Origin of the sequence: Streptomyces sp. NBC_01750 (genome assembly GCF_035918095.1) — a bacterium.
In the GTDB taxonomy this organism is placed as follows: domain Bacteria; phylum Actinomycetota; class Actinomycetes; order Streptomycetales; family Streptomycetaceae; genus Streptomyces.
This window is the reverse complement of record NZ_CP109137.1, coordinates 4922436-4936853: the sequence shown is the minus strand read 5'-3', so window position 1 is coordinate 4936853 and position 14418 is coordinate 4922436. Positions and strand designations below refer to the sequence as shown.

Genomic DNA, 14418 nt, shown 5'->3' with positions numbered 1-14418 from the left:
AGGCAGTGGCCGGACTTCCCGCCTACCCGCAATCCAAAAGGGCGCTGTCAACGTAGTGTGAATGGAGAGCCGCAACCCGGGGAAACGCCCCGTTCAGCCGGTTCCCGTACAGCGGGGATCTTGGCTGCAAGGCATGCTCCTCGTCTGTGCGAGGCGACGCCTGCGACCACGCCGCTCCTCCCCTTCGGCTGCGGCTACGCATCTCGTGCCGCTGAGAGTTGCGCGAGACGATGGAGGAAAGGGTGCATCCATCATGCGAGCACAACGCGCGAGGCGTCTCGCCGCGGTGTCCACGGCCGGCATTCTGATGGCCGGCGGCGCTGCGATCGGCGCAGCAGGCACGGCCGAAGCAGCCCCTGCCGTGCACACTCATGTGACCACCAACTGGTGCGGCGACCTCGATAACTGGGGCGGAAACTGCTTCGACCACCGCTTCGACCACCGTTCCGATCACCGCTTCGACCACCAACGCTTCCTCATCACCCCCGGAGGTTTCGTGATCATCGTGCTCTAGTACGCCCTTGGACATATCGTCGAGTCGGTGCGCGCCGCAGTGTCGCGATCGGTTCGCCGGGGGTCCGTTTCACGGCTGGCGCGCGCCGGCACAATCGTGCGGGACAGAGACCTCCTCCGCGGCACGTGCAGTGTGAGTTCCGGCCGACGATGTCCTCTGCCCGGGCCCGGCGGGCGGCCGAGGACGCGGAAGGGCGGCGTACCCCGACGCGGTGTCGGAGTATGCCGCCCTCGGGCGGGACGAGCTGCGGGAGGCGGCCCGCGCGGTCGTCTCGGCTACTTCGGATCGCGGTTGAAAGCCGCTTTCGACCAGTAGTAGCCGAGCGCGGAGAGAGCCAGGCACCAGGCGATGGCGATCCATCCGTTGTTGCCGACCTCGCTGCCGAGCAGCAGCCCACGCAGGGTCTCGATGGCCGGGGTGAATGGCTGGTACTCGGCGATCGGCTGGAACCAGCCCGGCATCGCGTCGACCGGGACGAAGGCACTGGAGAGGAGCGGCAGCAGGATCATCGGCATCGCGTTGTTGCTGGCCGCCTCGGCGTTCGGGCTGACCATGCCCATCCCGACGGCGATCCAGGTGAGCGCCAGGGCGACGAGCGCGAGCAGCCCGAATGCCGCCAGCCACTCCGGGGCCGTGGCGTCCGTGGACCGGAAGCCGATGGCCACGGCGACGGCGCCCACGAGGACCACGCTCATGACCGACTGCAGCACGCTGCCGACGACGTGCCCGATGAGCACGGACTGGCGGTGGATCGCCATCGTGCGGAACCGGGCGATGATGCCCTCGGTCATGTCGTTGGAGACGGACACCGCGGTTCCGACCACGGTGCCGCCGATGGTCATCAGCAGGATGCCCGGCACGACGTAGGCGATGTACTCGGAGCGATCGGCGCCGCCGCCGCCAATGCCCGCGCTCATCACGTCGCCGAAGACGTAGACGAAGAGCAGCAGGAGGACGATCGGCGTGAGCAGGAGGTTCAGGGTGAGGGACGGGTAGCGCCGCGCGTGCAGCAGGTTGCGGCGCAGCATCGTGGTCGAGTCACGCACGGCGAGGGAGAGGGAGCTCATCGGAGAGCCTCCTTGCGCTGGTCGGTGTCGCCGGTCAGGGCGAAGAACACGTCGTCGAGGTCAGGGGTGTGCACGGTCAGCTCGTCGGCCTCGATGCCGGTGGAGTCCAGCCAGTCGAGGATGGAGCGGAGCTCGCGCTGGGTGCCGTCGCTGGGGATCTGCAGCGTGAGGGAGTCGTCGTCCCGGGTGACCTCGCGCAGCACGAGGGCGGCGCCCTGATAGGCGGTCGGGTCGGAGAAGCGGAGCCGGACATGCCCGCCGGGGATCAGCCGCTTCAGCTCTTCTGCGGTGCCCTCGGCTGCGATCTTGCCGTCGTTGAGCACGGCGATACGGTCGGCGAGCTGGTCGGCCTCCTCCAGGTACTGGGTGGTGAGGAAGACGGTGACGCCGTCGGAGACCAGCTCGCGGATGATCTGCCACATGTTGTGGCGGCTGCGCGGGTCGAGGCCGGTGGTGGGCTCGTCGAGGAAGATGATCCGCGGGTTGCCGACCAGGGTCATGGCGATGTCGAGGCGGCGCTTCATTCCGCCGGAGTAGGTGGAGGCGGGCTTCTTCGCGGCCTCGGTGAGGTCGAAGCGCTCCAGCAGCTCGGCGGCGGTGCGGCGGCCCTCGCGCTTGGACAGGTGGTGCAGGTCCGCCATGAGGAGCATGTTCTCCTCGCCGGTGATCAGGCCGTCGACGGCGGAGAACTGCCCGGTGACGCCGATCGCTGTGCGCACCCCGTCCGGTGACGTGGCGACGTCGTGGCCCGCTACCTGGGCCTGCCCGCCGTCGGCGGCGATGAGCGTGGAAAGGATCTGCACGGTGGTGGTCTTGCCGGCGCCGTTGGGCCCGAGCAGTGCGAACACGGACCCGGCCGGGATGTGCAGATCGATGCCGTTGAGGACGGTCTTGTCGCCGTACGACTTGCGCAGACCGTGGGTGGAGACGGCGGCGGGCGACTGCGGACCGCCGCCCCGCCTGGACGTGGGCATGACAGATGAAGGCATGGAGCCCTCCCGTTCGAAGGCTGAAGGAACTGGGGGAAGTGGGCGAGTTGGCGGGGCCGGTGCTCAGGCCCGGGCGCGGCGCACGTCGATGTTGCCGTAGCGGGTCCGGGCGCGGACCTCGACAGTGTCCTCGCTCTTCTCCGGGGTCTCGGAGGCGGTGAGCGTGTTGCTCACCTGCCCGCGGCCGGAGCTGACGTCGAGCCAGGCGGCGGTGCCCTCGCGGATGCCGATCTCGATGGCGCCGTAGGAGGTCTCCAACTGGACGGTGCCGCGGGCGACTTCGGCGACGCGCAGGGTGCCGTGGGCGGTGGTGGCGGCGACCGAGCCCTCGGCGCGCGCGATGTCGATGTCGCCGTTGGCGCCGTTCACCCGCAGGTCGCCGGTCGCGGCGCCGACGGTCGTGGTGCCGTGCGAGTTCTTCAGGACGGCAGGGCCGTCGACGGTGCCGACGCGCAGGCTGCCGGAGCTGGTGGTGATCTCGGCCATGCCCTCGATCCGGTCGACCGTGATCGAGCCGTGGGAGGCGGTCAGCTGGAGGGGTCCGGTCGTGTCGAGGCGGACGTCACCGGACGAGGTCTTCACCCGGACCTCGCCGAGCCGGCCCTCGCCGAGCACCTGGGCCCAGGCGCCGGTCATGTCGACGCGCGAGCCCGTGGGCAGTTCGACCGTCACGTCGACGGTGCCGGTGCGCCCGACGAGATTGCTGCGCTTGGGTGTCCTGACGGTCAGGACACCGCTCGCGTACGTGACCTCGGTCTGGTTGGCCGACCGCACGTCCTGGTCCCGCTTCGGGTCGCGGGGCCGTACCTCGACGACGGTGTCGAGGCGGTCGCCCGCGGTGAACCGGATGGAACCGGCGTACACGTGGGCGGTGGCGGAAATCGGTTCGGGAGTGTCGAAAGAAGGCATGGCTGTACCGTCCTTATGAGTCCTTGGGTCGTCCCCGCTGGTGGGACGTGGTGTGGGTGAAGTGGGGCTTGCGCGGGCGCGGCTAGCGCACCCAGCCCGTGAAGCTCTGTCCGATGGTGCGGGTCCTCTCCGTCGTACGCGGCGTGCCACCGCCGTCGACCGCGGCCGAAACGGCCCGCACCAGCCACGCGTTGACCGACAGGCCCTCGCGGCTCGCGGCCTCCTCGGCGCGCGCCTTGAGGTGGGCCGGCAGACGCAGATTGACGCGGGCGGTGCCGCCCTCGTCGCCCTCTGCGGGCGCCTGCGCCTTGAGCGGTTCGACGGGCGCGGCCGGCTCCGTGGGGCCGCCGTCGGCGGGCGGCAGCGTCACCACGAAGTCGGGGTCGAGCCCGCGCAGCCGTACGTCGACCGAGCCGGGGGCGAGCTCGCGGGTGATCTCGTCCATCGCTGCGGAGAGCACGTTGAGCATGGTCAGACGGGTCGCCGACTCCAGCGGAGCAGTGAGTCGCTCGGCCAGTTCGCGGGCATCTTCCCCGCCGGCTTCGGCGGCCACCGCGAGTTCGCGGCGGAGGGTGTCGACATACGGCGTGAGGTCCATGACGTCATCATGGCACCACTATGGCGCCACACGCAAGTCCGAGTGGCACCTTGCGAGGAGCAGGCTTGGGGGCGACTACTCTGACCTGGGGAAACGCGAAGACGGCAACCTGAGCCATTGTGGCACCATGCGTGCTCATGCGCTTTTTGGAGCGCGGAAAGGCACCGAGTGGCACCGGACGGCACGGAATGGCGCCACTCGGTGCCATGTGATGCCACGTGATGCCACGTGATGCCACAAGGGGTGGACAACGCGTCCATGCCGGCGCGTCTGATCACGACCTCACACATGCCCTGGCCGGGCGGGGCGAGCGCGATCGTGCCGCCTCGGGTGGGCTCGGCCCACTGCTTGGGACGCAGAGTGGAGAGGCCGCGGCGATCTGTCAGCACGTGGATTTGAGTGGCAGCAGGACGGTGCAGGCGGGCTGGACGAGCCCGGCGGAAGGGCGCCGACGGGCCTGGTGGCGGCCGTACGCCCTCCTGGGCGGACGGCCGCCGGGCGGCCTGCCGGGGCCGGAGCCCTGCCGGACCTACTTGGCCGGCCAGTCCGTGAGGGTCACGGGACGGTCGGTGAGCACGCGGAGGTTCCCTCCGTCGGCGGCGTCGACGACGTAGACGCCGCCTGTGCCGGTGGAGTCGTCGACGGCGGTGAAGGCGATCCGGGTTCCGTCGGGGGAGAAGACCGGGTTCTGGATGCCGGAGAGAGGCATCGGCCACTGCGGCTCGGTGGAGGCGCCGGTCGCTACGTCCGTGATGCGCAGACCGCGTCCGGTGGAGTGGACGACACGCTGCCCGTCGGGGGACCAATCGGCGGGCGTCGACCAGGCCTGGTGGTCGGTTGAGACGGCGCGGACCCCGCGGGTGGCCAGGTCCAGGATGTAGACGTCCGAGCCGTACTCCCAGCCGGTCGGCGTCTCGTACGAGGTGGCCTTCAGGAAGGAGACGCTGCGGCCGTCCGGGGAGAACGTGCCGCGGCTGCCGGAGGTGAGCACCTCGGCACCGGTGCCGTCCGTGGCGATCCACTCCAGCCCGCGTGGGCTGTCGTAGACGATCCGCTTGCCGCTCGGGGACCAGTCAGGGCGTCCGACGTACGGCGCAGTGGCGTCCTCGGGCTGGACCCCGTCGGCCAGGACGCGCCGGTCGCTGCCGTCGGCCTCGGCAATCACCAGGTCGCGGGCATACATACAGCCCTCGTCCTGCGGTACGCATGTGTCCCGCCGCTGGATGTACGCCACCTGGGAGCCCTTGGGCGACAGGACACCGTCCTCCGCCGCCTGGGCGAACGTGGCGGTGACGGATCCGGTCGCCGGGTCCAGCGCAACGCTCGCGGGGGATGCCGCCGAGTAGTCCGTGGCGGTGATCCGGCCGGCTTCCACCGTTCCGCCCGCCGTGGCGGTCCCTGCCAGTGGCAGGCTCGTCACAACAACGAGCCCGACGGTGAACGCGGCGTGTGTGAAGCGCATTTGCGCTCCTTCCTTGATTCCGTGGACCGCGTCGCGGTCCCGCTGAACCAAGCGCAAACCGATCAAGAAATGTCACGTCCGGGCCAGTCGGCACAGGGCAGTGCGGTGATGAGAGGACGCGCCGTGCCGACGGCCCGCGGCGGATCGATTCGCCGCTCGCGGCCCTCCTAGGGTCGGCCCCGCAGTGACCTCTTGATCATCTTCGGAAGGCCACACGGTCCCGGCCGGGCAGCGCCGGCGCGTCGCCCCGGACGGCACCGCCGTCAAGCTCGGGTCGGCCTCACCGACGGACACCTGCCGGATCAGCCACTTCTCCGTCTGCCCGGGACACGGCACCTGAGCCGGGCCCGAACCCCCTGACGATCAGCCACCCGGCCAGCCCAAGCTCCCAGGCGAACACCGGGAGCGCGGCGGCCGACCCCGCCACGGAGAGCTGCGCGTAGGCCCCGAACATCACGGCGACGGCCGAGGCGCAGATCAGCGGCCCGCCGACCAGCCCGAGCACGGCGATGAAACGCGGCACGAGGCGTGCGCGGTACACCAGGTACGCAAGCAGGACGGTGTTCAGGCCGAGGGCGATGTTGGGCCCGAGCAGGAACGTCCAGTCGTGCACGGCCGCCAGCGCGACGTCGGCGCCGGCCGCCGCCCCCGCGTCCCGCCGCAGGGTGACGAGCGCCAGGACGGCGACGATCCCGAGGGCGATGACGGCCGCCTCCAGCAGCCGCCCGAAGGCGTACCCGAGCGCGAGCCCCTCGCCGTGGCGCCGCAGGACGGGGAACAGCGCCGCCCCGGTACCGGCCACCGCCACCACCAGCACCACCTCGCAGAGCACCCCGAGCAGCGCCCGCGTGTCGGCGCCCTGCGCGAGCCGACCGTCCGCCGCGCCCAGCAGGGGGCTGTACAGAACCGCCCCGGCTATCGCGGCGGCCTCGGTCAGCAGGAACAGCGACCCGGCGGCCACCGCGGTTCTCCGGTCCGGACTCATCTTCTCGGTACCCCTCGCTCGGTGGTGGTGTACGCCGTACACCTGACAGCACCATAGGTGTACGGCGTACACTCGTCAAGGAGAGGGCGCCGTCGAGGAGGGAAGGGACCGAACCGGAATGACCCGGCAGGAAGCCACGCACACGCAACGGATCCCCCTGAACAGGGACCGCGTCCTGCGCGCCGCCGTCGCGCTCGCCGACGCCACCGGCATCGACGCGCTCAGCATGCGCAGGCTCGCGCAGGAGCTGGACGTCGTACCGATGGCCCTCTACAAGCACGTGGCCAACAAGGAGGAGCTGCTCGACGGCATGGCCGACGCCGTCGTCGGCGAGATCGACCCGCCGGCCGCGGGCCCCGACTGGCAGCGCGTGGTCCGCGGGCGGATCCTCTCGGCCCGGCGGGTCCTGCTGCGCCACCCCTGGGCGGACCGGGTCATCGAGTCGCGGACCGGCCCCACCCCGGCCGTGCTGGCGTACCTGGACTCGATGGCCGGGAGCTTCCGGGACGGCGGCCTCTCCGCCGACCTCACGCACCACGTCATGCACGCGATGGGCAGCCGCCTGCTCGGCTTCAGCCAGGAACTGTTCGACACCTCGGGCCCCTCCGGCCCGCCGGACCCCGGGCTGGCGGCGCGCTACCCGCACATCGCGGAACTGGCCGCGACGGCCGCACACGACGGGGGCTCCACGGTCGGTGGCGGCTGCGACGACCAGTTCGAGTTCGAATTCGCCCTGGACCTCCTCCTGGACGGCTTCGAAAGCCTCCGCCGCCAGGGCTGGACGTCCGCGCGGAAGGCGTAGCGGGTGCGGGGGGCGGGGGCTGATCCAGCGTCGAGGGGGGAGGGAAACCCAGCCGGGCCGGGGCCAGTGGTTGCGCGCGGGCCCGCGTGCGCTCGGCGCCGTTCCCACGCGGATCCGGCAACACTCAGCTGCCGGGCCGCGCGACGATCCCACTCCCGCAGCAACCGTTCCTACCTGCGCAGGCGCGGGATCAAGGCCACGATTCCGGTCCCCGCGGACCGTGTCCGCAACCGGCTGGGGCGCGGCTCGCGCGGCGGACGGCCGCCGAAGTTCGACAGAGACGACTACAAGCAGCGGCACGCTGTCGGGTGCGGGATCAACCGACTCAAACGACACCGGGCCGTCGCCATCAGGTACGACAAACCCGCCGTCCGCTACGAAGCGCCCGTGCTGATCGCAGCCATCAACGAATGGCTGTGACCAGCACTTTCCAACACGCCCTAGTCGATGGTCACCGGCCCGTCGGTCGGCTTGCCGTCCTTCTTCTCCGTGCCCTTCTCAGGAGCAGCCGGGCGGCCCGGAAGGCCCAGCGGACCGTTGTCCTTCTCGTGCCGGTGGTCGGCTCCGCTCAGGTTCTGCCTGACCGAGTCAAGGATCGTCAGTCCCTGGCCGACCAGGCCCGCCGCGATCTCGCCGAGGCCGTCGGCGCCGTTCAGCACATTGACATTGGCGCCGGCGAGGCCGCCCGCGGCCTCCTTCACGATCTGCGGGAGCTGGTCGATCAGCATCCTGTCCAGCGCCACCCGGTCGTGCGAGGCGGCGGCCGCGGCCTGGATCTTCATCCGCTCCGCCTCGGCAACGGCCAGCACCCTGATCCGTTCGGCCTCGGCCTCCGCCGGCTTCACGATCTCGGCGACCAGCTGCTGCTGGCGGAGCTGGGCCGCGCGCTGGGCCAGCTCGGTCTGCGCGGCAAGCACCTCCTGCTGGGCGTGCGCCTGGGCCAGCGGCCCGGCCTGCGCCGCGTGGGCCTGTGCCCGGTCCACCTCCGCCGAGTACTCCGCCTTCACCACCGCGGTCTGCCGCGCGTATTCCGCCTGGTTCCGCGCGGCCACCTGCTCCGCCTCGACCGACGCCTGGGTGGCCTGAGCCTGTGCGATCAGGGCCTGTCGCTGGATGGCCGCCTTGTGCGGGGCCGACATCGCGTCGATATAGCCGACATCACCGTCGTCGATCGACTGGATCTGCAGCGAGTCCACGATCAGCCCGATCTTGGCCATCTCGGTCTTCGAGGTCTCCAGCACCTCGGCGGCGAGCTTCTGCCGCTCGGTGACGATCTCCTCGACCGTCATCGAGCCGATGATGGAGCGCAGGTGGCCGGCGAAGATCCGGCCGGTCAGCACCGACATCTGGTCCTGGTCGGAGAGGAATCGCTGACCGGCGTTGACGATGCTCTCGGTGTCATTGCCGACCTTGAAGGCGATAACGGCGCGAACGTGAAGTGCGATGCCCTGCCTGGTGACACAGGTCTCGGTGACCTCGGACTCGCACATCGACAGGGTGAGGAAGCGGGTCTTGCGGAAGATCGGGAGCACGAACTTGCCGTGGCCCGTGACCACTCGGAACGGCGCACCGCCCAGTCCACGCCTGCCGCCCGAGATCAACATCGCCTCGTCGGGAGCGGGAACCCGGTAACCGAACATGCTTCGTCTCCTTAACCGGCGCCGGCGGCACTGCCGCCCAGCGCATCCAACGGATCGGCCCACTCGATGACGTCCACTTGGCGAGTGCCGCGGGATCCGATCACGAGCACGGTCGCCCCCCTCGGCAGGGGGTCTTCGGACCAGGCGAGGAAGGTCTCGGATCCGCCTCGGACCCGCACCAGGATCTCACCGGGACCGGCGGATCCACGTGTGCCGATGAGCAGCTCTCCGGAACAGCCGATCACGGCCTCGTCCTGTGACACTGTCCGCCGCCCTCCATCGTTCTGGTCCTGAATTCGACCTTAGACCCGGCGGAATCAGCGGCCTATCCTCGGGGTGCCTCTGTTGAACCGCGGTAGATGGCCCGGCCCGGCCGGGGGACCGGTGCGGGTGGCCAACTGCGGGTGGGGCAACGGCGCCGGCCGCAGTTGCTGCTGTCCTGACGAAGACAAACCGAATGCCCCCGACCAGGCGGTTGGGGGCACACGGGTCACGGTTTCATCGGGCCTGCGGTGCGGCTCTTACGTCAACTGCCGTGCCGGTACAGGTAGATGCACAGCAGAGGCATGAGCGGCGAGAGCGGCGAGAATATTCGGGGCCAAGCTGGAGGGAGTACGCCGGGTACGAGGGATGCCGCCATGCTCGTGGCACCCGCCCGGCGGCACGTATCCAGGCTGCCCGGTTGGGCCCGCGGCCTGCGGATACCGACCGGACGGCGCTGGGCACAAGCCCCGGCGGCGAAGACACCGCCCCCGGCCGCGTGCAGGGTCGGCTCAGGCGTTGGGACGCTTGCCGTGGTTGGCCTTCTTCTTCTTACGGGCGCGTCGCTTGTTGCCTCGTTTGGCCATGGCGCATATCTCCCTGATTCAGGACTTCACATGCCTTCGTCAGTCTAGATTCGGCCCCCGGTGTCCGCATCAGCGGTGACGCGGCCGCACGAGGGGTCGTCGCGTGGCCCGATCAGCCGTGTGAACAACGCCGCGGGGTCACTACGGCTAGCGCGTGCCCGCGTATACGCGGGCGGCGAACTCCGCGATCTGTTCGTCGTTCAGGTTCTTGGCGAGGTTGGCCTCAGTGATCATTCCGACCAGGCTGTGGCCCTTCCTGACATCGATCACCGGCAGCCGCTTGATCTGGTGCGTCTCCATGATTTCCAGCGCTTCGGTGGCGCCCGCATCGGCATCGATCCAGTGCAGGGTCCCAGCCAGGGATCCCGCCTGCACCTCGGCGGGGTCGACGCCTTCGGCACAGCACTTCACCACGATGTCCCGGTCGGTGATCAAGCCCGTGAGTCTGTTGTCGTCACCGCAGATGGGCAGGCATCCGACGTTCAAGTCGCGCATCATCTTCGCCGCGTCGAACAGCGACTGGTGTGCACCGACGCATTGCACCCCGCTGGACATGATGTCGCGGGCCGTGAGCTGCTTGTTGCTGGCCATGTTTCCTTCTGCCTTCGGCGCGTTGGTCCTCCTCCCACGATCACACGGCCGGGTCGATACCGCCCCCGCTGCGCGACCGGCGGCCGGGCGCAGTTCGTGTACCGGCCCTGCGGCAGTCTCGGGGTGCTGTGAGCCGCTGGTCGTCGCAGCCTGGATGTATGTCCCGACATCCGCCGATCGTCGTGCACCGGATCGCAGCGTCGGGCGGGCGGCGGGTCACGGTGCGGCATCGGATCATGGGCCTCGCAGACTCCGACCGGGACGTGCTGGAGTTCCTGCGCCTTGCGGGGCTGCCCGATACGGAGGAGCTCCTCGACGACCCGACGTGGGTGGAGTGGATCGCTGACCGGCCGCACGAGTACCGCCACCTGGAGATCATGCCGTGACGGCTCGCTGTCCGATCGCCCTCAGACGGACACCTTCGGCGTGAGCCTGAGCAGATCCAGGGCTTCCTCCCAGCGGAAGCAGCCGGAGCCGCCCGCCTCGGGCTGAGGTTCGGATCCGCTGATCACCACGCCCATCTCACGCAGCCGGCCCAGGCTCTGCCGGTACGCGGGATGAGCGGCCAGGTCCGCGTTCACGCTGGGCAGCACGGCGGTGGGGACGCCGGCACCGTAGGCCTCGCACAGCGTGGCCAGGGCCAGGGTGTCGGCAATGCCGACGGCCCATTTGTTGATGGTGTTGAAGGTGGCCGGGGCCACCGCGATGGCGTCCGGCGGGGGGAAGGGACGCGGGTCGCCGGGGCCGCGCCAGGCAGAGCGGATCGGATTGCCGGTCTGTTCCGCCACGGCCTCGGCGTCGATGAAGCCGAGGCCGTGCGGGGTCGCGATGACGCCGACGTCCCAGTGCTGCTCCTGTGCGGCGGTGATCAGTTCGCCGACATCGCCGGCTATTCCGGCCGCGCAGACGATGATGTACAGGAACGGCTTCTTCGGCCGCTCGCTCACGCAAGGGCTCCCGTGGACAACTGAGTTGGTGGCGTCCTGGCAGCCTAAGGTCGGCGACGGCCCGTGGGAGTCATCGGCCGAGCCTCCGTCCGGACGCGATTCGCGGCGGTACCGGCAGGAGCGTCGGCAAGGGTGTACGCCGGAGGAGGCCGCCGGCCGCGCTGTCGGGGCAGGCGGCGCTCCGGCGCCTTTCCTTCAGGCGGAGGCCGGCCTTGGTTCGGTACTGCGGTACACCGCCAGGGTCCAGATGATGAACAGGTCGATCGCGATCATGATCACCGACCAGACCGGCGCGTACGGAAGGAAGAGGAACTGGGCGACAAGGCTGATCGAGGCCAGGAAGATACCGGTGAACCGTGCCCAGGTGGCGGCCTTGAACAGACCTGCGCCGGTGATGGCGACACAGATGCCGAGGATCAGGTGGATCCAGCCCCAGCCGCTGAGGCTGATGCGGTACACGTAGTTGCCGAGTCGGCCGTACACATCGTCCTCGGCTATCGCGGCTATGCCCTGGAGCGCGGCGAGCACACCGCTGCACAGCATCAGTACGGCGGCGAAGACGACGCCGCCGGTCACCCAGCCGCTGTTCGGTTCATCGGGCGGCGGCCCCTTGTACATGGGTGTTCCCATGTCCATCGGGGGTTCCGTGTTCATCGGTGTTCCCACCGGCCGGTCCTGGCTCATGAGTGGTCCCTCTCTCGTCCCGCACGCCGGTCGCGTACCTGGCTTCGAGCGTCGGCCGGGCCACAGCCCACCGCCATACGGGTACACCCGTACGAGTGACGCGGACGCGCACCGGCGGAGGCGGTGCCCATCGGGCCGTGGCATTCGTGCGCACTTCCTCCGCGATGAGTGCGCCGTTCGGCCGTGCCGGGTGGCGACGGATCGCCGGGGCGGACGATCGTGGGTGCGACAGCGGCTTCGACGGGACGCGGCACCGGGCGCGGCCCTGGGCGGGAGGCTCACGTGGTGCACCGCACAACAAATGCTGTGCCGCTACGGCTCTGGGGTACAGCCCTCTGTCTTGTAGTCGCCATGACCGTCGCGTACTTCGTGCTTCCGCTCGACGGCTTCGGAGCGCGCCGGCCGGAGGTCAGCTGGACGGTCTTCATCGCGGTGCTCGCCGTCCTCGCGTGCCTGCTTCTGCTGCAGATCAGGAACATTCTCATCGACAAGCCGGGCACCCACCCCGTCGTCACCATTCTGCTGCTGATGTTCCTGTCGCTACTGATCTTCTCGGCCACGTACTACGCCCTCGCCCGGCATCAGGGCGCGTTCGTCGGGCTGCAGACGAGACTCGACGCCCTGTACTTCACCGTGGTCACGCTGGCGACCGTCGGCTACGGGGACGTCGTACCGCAGAGCCAGACCGCCCGACTGGTGACCATGGTCCAAATCCTCTACAGCTTCGTCTTCCTGACTGCCGCCGCGACCGCGGTGACACGTCGGCTGCGCACCCAAGTCGGTGATCGGCTGGGGCACAACGAACCGCGGTGACGAGCCGCCGCGACTGCCCCGGGGGCTGTGGGGGGCGCCGGGAGCGGCGAAGCGTGGTGACGACATTTGGATGTCAGGGGAACCACGGGCGGTGACCGCTCGTTGCCCCCGTGGGCAAAGGAATCGTCAAGAGGCGCGGCCCGCGCCGGATTGCGCAGGGGATTTCCATGGGTGTCAGCCTTTCCAAGGGCGGCAATGTCTCGCTCAGCAAGGAGGCCCCGGGCCTGACCGCGGTCGTCGTGGGCCTGGGCTGGGATGTACGCAGCACCACCGGGACCGACTTCGACCTCGACGCCAGCGCCCTGCTGGTGGATGCGAACGGCAAGGTCGTGTCCGACCAGCACTTCGTGTTCTTCAACAACCTCAAGAGCCCGGAAGGCTCCGTCGAGCACACCGGTGACAACCTCACGGGTGAGGGCGAGGGCGACGACGAGCAGATCAAGGTGAACCTGGCGGGCGTTCCCGCCGAGGTCGACAAGATCGTGTTCCCGGTCTCGATCCACGAGGGCGAGAGCCGTCAGCAGTCCTTCGGCCAGGTGCGCAACGCGTTCATCCGCGTCGTCAACCAGGCCGGCGGCGCCGAGCTCGCGCGTTACGACCTGAGCGAGGACGCCTCGACCGAGACCGCGATGGTCTTCGGTGAGCTGTACCGCAATGCCGCGGAGTGGAAGTTCCGCGCGGTCGGCCAGGGGTACGCCTCCGGGCTGCGCGGTATCGCGCAGGACTTCGGCGTCAACATCTGAGCCGTGTAAGCCTGTTCAAGGGCCTGATCCTCTGCGGGTCAGGCCCTTGTCTCCCTTGTCTCCCCTGCCGCCCTCGTCCCCTGCCGGCCTGCCGCGCTTCAGACGGTGTACGCGCCTGCCCGCGCCGCGGACTCGGCGGCCGCGGCCGCACGGTCCGCGGCCGCCTCGTCGAGCGGGTCGCCGCCGGTCAGGGCCCGCCAGTAGAGCGGGGCGGAGACCGCCCTGATCACTTCCCGGGCGTCGGTACCCGCGGGCAGCTCACCGCGGGCGACGGCTCCCTCGACACACGGCGCCCATTCCCCGATCCGGGTGGCATAGAAGCGGTGCAGCGCCTGCGCGGTGCGTTCGTCGCAGGTGGCGGCGGCGATCATGGCCTTGAGGAGCGGGCCCTGGCGGGGGTCGGTCAGGGTGGCCACGACGAGGCGGGCATGGGCCCCGAGGTCTTCGCCGAGGGAGCCGGAGTCGGTACGCGGTACGGACTGCTCGGACATGTCGGCCAGCAGATCGGCGATCACACCGGTGGTCGTGCCCCAGCGGCGGTAGACGGTCGTCTTGCCCACCTCGGCGCGGCGGGCCACATCGGCGAGGTCGAGGCTGTGGAAACCGTGCTCGACCAGGGCGTCGCCCGCCGCGCGCAGTACGGACGCCCGGACGCGGGCGGTCCGTCCGCCGGGCCGGACGGTGCCCGGGTCTGCCGCATGCGCGGATGCGGCCCGAGAATTCATCACGGGGACTCCGGATTCCTTCCATCGTCGGCGCCTACGGACCCCTATATTAACGGAACCACAGATCCGTTAAATGCGGACCGGTACATAATGCCGACCGG

General features: G+C 69.9%; 18 protein-coding genes and 1 pseudogene. 6 read left to right on the top strand and 13 right to left on the bottom strand.

Annotation, left to right across the window (positions count from 1 at the left end; translation table 11 throughout):
- Positions 1-253 precede the first annotated feature (253 nt).
- Complete coding sequence (locus OG966_RS22335) at positions 254-514, top strand: hypothetical protein (RefSeq protein ID WP_326651549.1); 261 nt, start codon at positions 254-256, stop codon at positions 512-514.
- A 275-nt stretch (positions 515-789) separates the two neighbouring features.
- Here OG966_RS22335 and OG966_RS22330 read toward each other — a convergent pair whose 3' ends face one another.
- The 6 genes from OG966_RS22330 to OG966_RS22305 form a co-directional block, all read right to left on the bottom strand.
- A complete protein-coding gene (locus tag OG966_RS22330; protein ID WP_326651548.1) occupies positions 790-1581 on the bottom strand; it encodes an ABC transporter permease in 792 nt (263 codons plus the stop codon).
- A complete protein-coding gene (locus OG966_RS22325) occupies positions 1578-2570 on the bottom strand; it encodes an ATP-binding cassette domain-containing protein (RefSeq protein WP_326651547.1) in 993 nt (330 codons plus the stop codon). The genes OG966_RS22330 and OG966_RS22325 overlap by 4 nt, the downstream gene beginning before the upstream one ends.
- A gap of 63 nt (positions 2571-2633) precedes the next feature.
- Positions 2634-3479, bottom strand: a complete 846-nt coding sequence (locus OG966_RS22320; RefSeq protein ID WP_326651545.1) for a DUF4097 family beta strand repeat-containing protein — start codon at positions 3477-3479, stop codon at positions 2634-2636.
- Positions 3480-3561: 82 nt separating this feature from the next.
- Positions 3562-4077 carry a toxin-antitoxin system HicB family antitoxin gene (locus tag OG966_RS22315; RefSeq protein ID WP_326651544.1) on the bottom strand — a complete coding sequence of 172 codons (516 nt, stop codon included), beginning with the start codon at positions 4075-4077 and terminating at the stop codon, positions 3562-3564.
- Positions 4078-4606: 529 nt separating this feature from the next.
- Positions 4607-5539 (bottom strand): hypothetical protein, encoded by a 933-nt coding sequence (locus tag OG966_RS22310; RefSeq protein WP_326651543.1) that lies wholly within the window; start codon positions 5537-5539, stop codon positions 4607-4609.
- A 280-nt stretch (positions 5540-5819) separates the two neighbouring features.
- Positions 5820-6524, bottom strand: coding sequence for a DUF4386 domain-containing protein (locus tag OG966_RS22305; protein WP_326651542.1), 705 nt, complete (start codon positions 6522-6524; stop codon positions 5820-5822).
- Between the two features lie 118 nt (positions 6525-6642).
- Between OG966_RS22305 and OG966_RS22300 the strand changes: the two genes are divergently transcribed.
- Complete coding sequence (locus OG966_RS22300) at positions 6643-7326, top strand: TetR/AcrR family transcriptional regulator C-terminal domain-containing protein (RefSeq protein ID WP_326651541.1); 684 nt, start codon at positions 6643-6645, stop codon at positions 7324-7326.
- 153 nt (positions 7327-7479) lie between these two features.
- Positions 7480-7746 (top strand): annotated as a pseudogene (locus OG966_RS22295) (IS5 family transposase); the annotation flags it as partial.
- Positions 7747-7766: 20 nt separating this feature from the next.
- On the opposite strand, the gene OG966_RS22290 reads toward OG966_RS22295, so the two are convergent.
- The 4 genes from OG966_RS22290 to OG966_RS22280 all read right to left on the bottom strand — a co-directional run bounded on the left by OG966_RS22290 (position 7767) and on the right by OG966_RS22280 (position 10405).
- Positions 7767-8966: a flotillin family protein gene (locus OG966_RS22290; RefSeq protein WP_326651540.1), complete on the bottom strand. Its 1200-nt coding sequence runs from the start codon at positions 8964-8966 to the stop codon at positions 7767-7769.
- Positions 8967-8977: 11 nt separating this feature from the next.
- The gene (locus OG966_RS22285) at positions 8978-9229 is read right to left on the bottom strand and encodes a hypothetical protein (protein WP_326651539.1); all 252 of its coding nucleotides are present in this window, start codon (positions 9227-9229) and stop codon (positions 8978-8980) included.
- A 510-nt stretch (positions 9230-9739) separates the two neighbouring features.
- Complete coding sequence (locus OG966_RS40870; RefSeq protein WP_100661309.1) at positions 9740-9814, bottom strand: 50S ribosomal protein bL37; 75 nt, start codon at positions 9812-9814, stop codon at positions 9740-9742.
- A 147-nt stretch (positions 9815-9961) separates the two neighbouring features.
- The gene (locus OG966_RS22280; protein ID WP_326651538.1) at positions 9962-10405 is read right to left on the bottom strand and encodes a CBS domain-containing protein; all 444 of its coding nucleotides are present in this window, start codon (positions 10403-10405) and stop codon (positions 9962-9964) included.
- Positions 10406-10563: 158 nt separating this feature from the next.
- Here OG966_RS22280 and OG966_RS22275 point away from each other — a divergent pair, with 158 nt between their 5' ends.
- A complete protein-coding gene (locus OG966_RS22275) occupies positions 10564-10791 on the top strand; it encodes a hypothetical protein (protein WP_326651537.1) in 228 nt (75 codons plus the stop codon).
- A gap of 21 nt (positions 10792-10812) precedes the next feature.
- Here the strand turns inward: OG966_RS22275 and OG966_RS22270 are convergent, their stop codons facing one another.
- Together OG966_RS22270 and OG966_RS22265 are read right to left on the bottom strand one after the other, a co-directional pair.
- Positions 10813-11352: a flavoprotein gene (locus OG966_RS22270; RefSeq protein WP_326651536.1), complete on the bottom strand. Its 540-nt coding sequence runs from the start codon at positions 11350-11352 to the stop codon at positions 10813-10815.
- 195 nt (positions 11353-11547) lie between these two features.
- A complete protein-coding gene (locus OG966_RS22265; RefSeq protein ID WP_326651535.1) occupies positions 11548-12006 on the bottom strand; it encodes a DUF7144 family membrane protein in 459 nt (152 codons plus the stop codon).
- A 381-nt stretch (positions 12007-12387) separates the two neighbouring features.
- Here OG966_RS22265 and OG966_RS22260 point away from each other — a divergent pair, with 381 nt between their 5' ends.
- Entirely contained in the window at positions 12388-12849 is a 462-nt protein-coding gene (locus OG966_RS22260) for a potassium channel family protein (RefSeq protein ID WP_326651534.1), read from the top strand.
- 167 nt (positions 12850-13016) lie between these two features.
- The gene (locus OG966_RS22255) at positions 13017-13592 is read left to right on the top strand and encodes a TerD family protein (RefSeq protein ID WP_266548966.1); all 576 of its coding nucleotides are present in this window, start codon (positions 13017-13019) and stop codon (positions 13590-13592) included.
- Positions 13593-13690: 98 nt separating this feature from the next.
- On the opposite strand, the gene OG966_RS22250 is transcribed toward OG966_RS22255, so the two are convergent.
- On the bottom strand, positions 13691-14317 hold the full coding sequence (locus tag OG966_RS22250; RefSeq protein ID WP_326655321.1) for a TetR/AcrR family transcriptional regulator: 627 nt from the start codon (positions 14315-14317) through the stop codon (positions 13691-13693).
- Between the last annotated feature and the right edge of the window lie 101 nt (positions 14318-14418).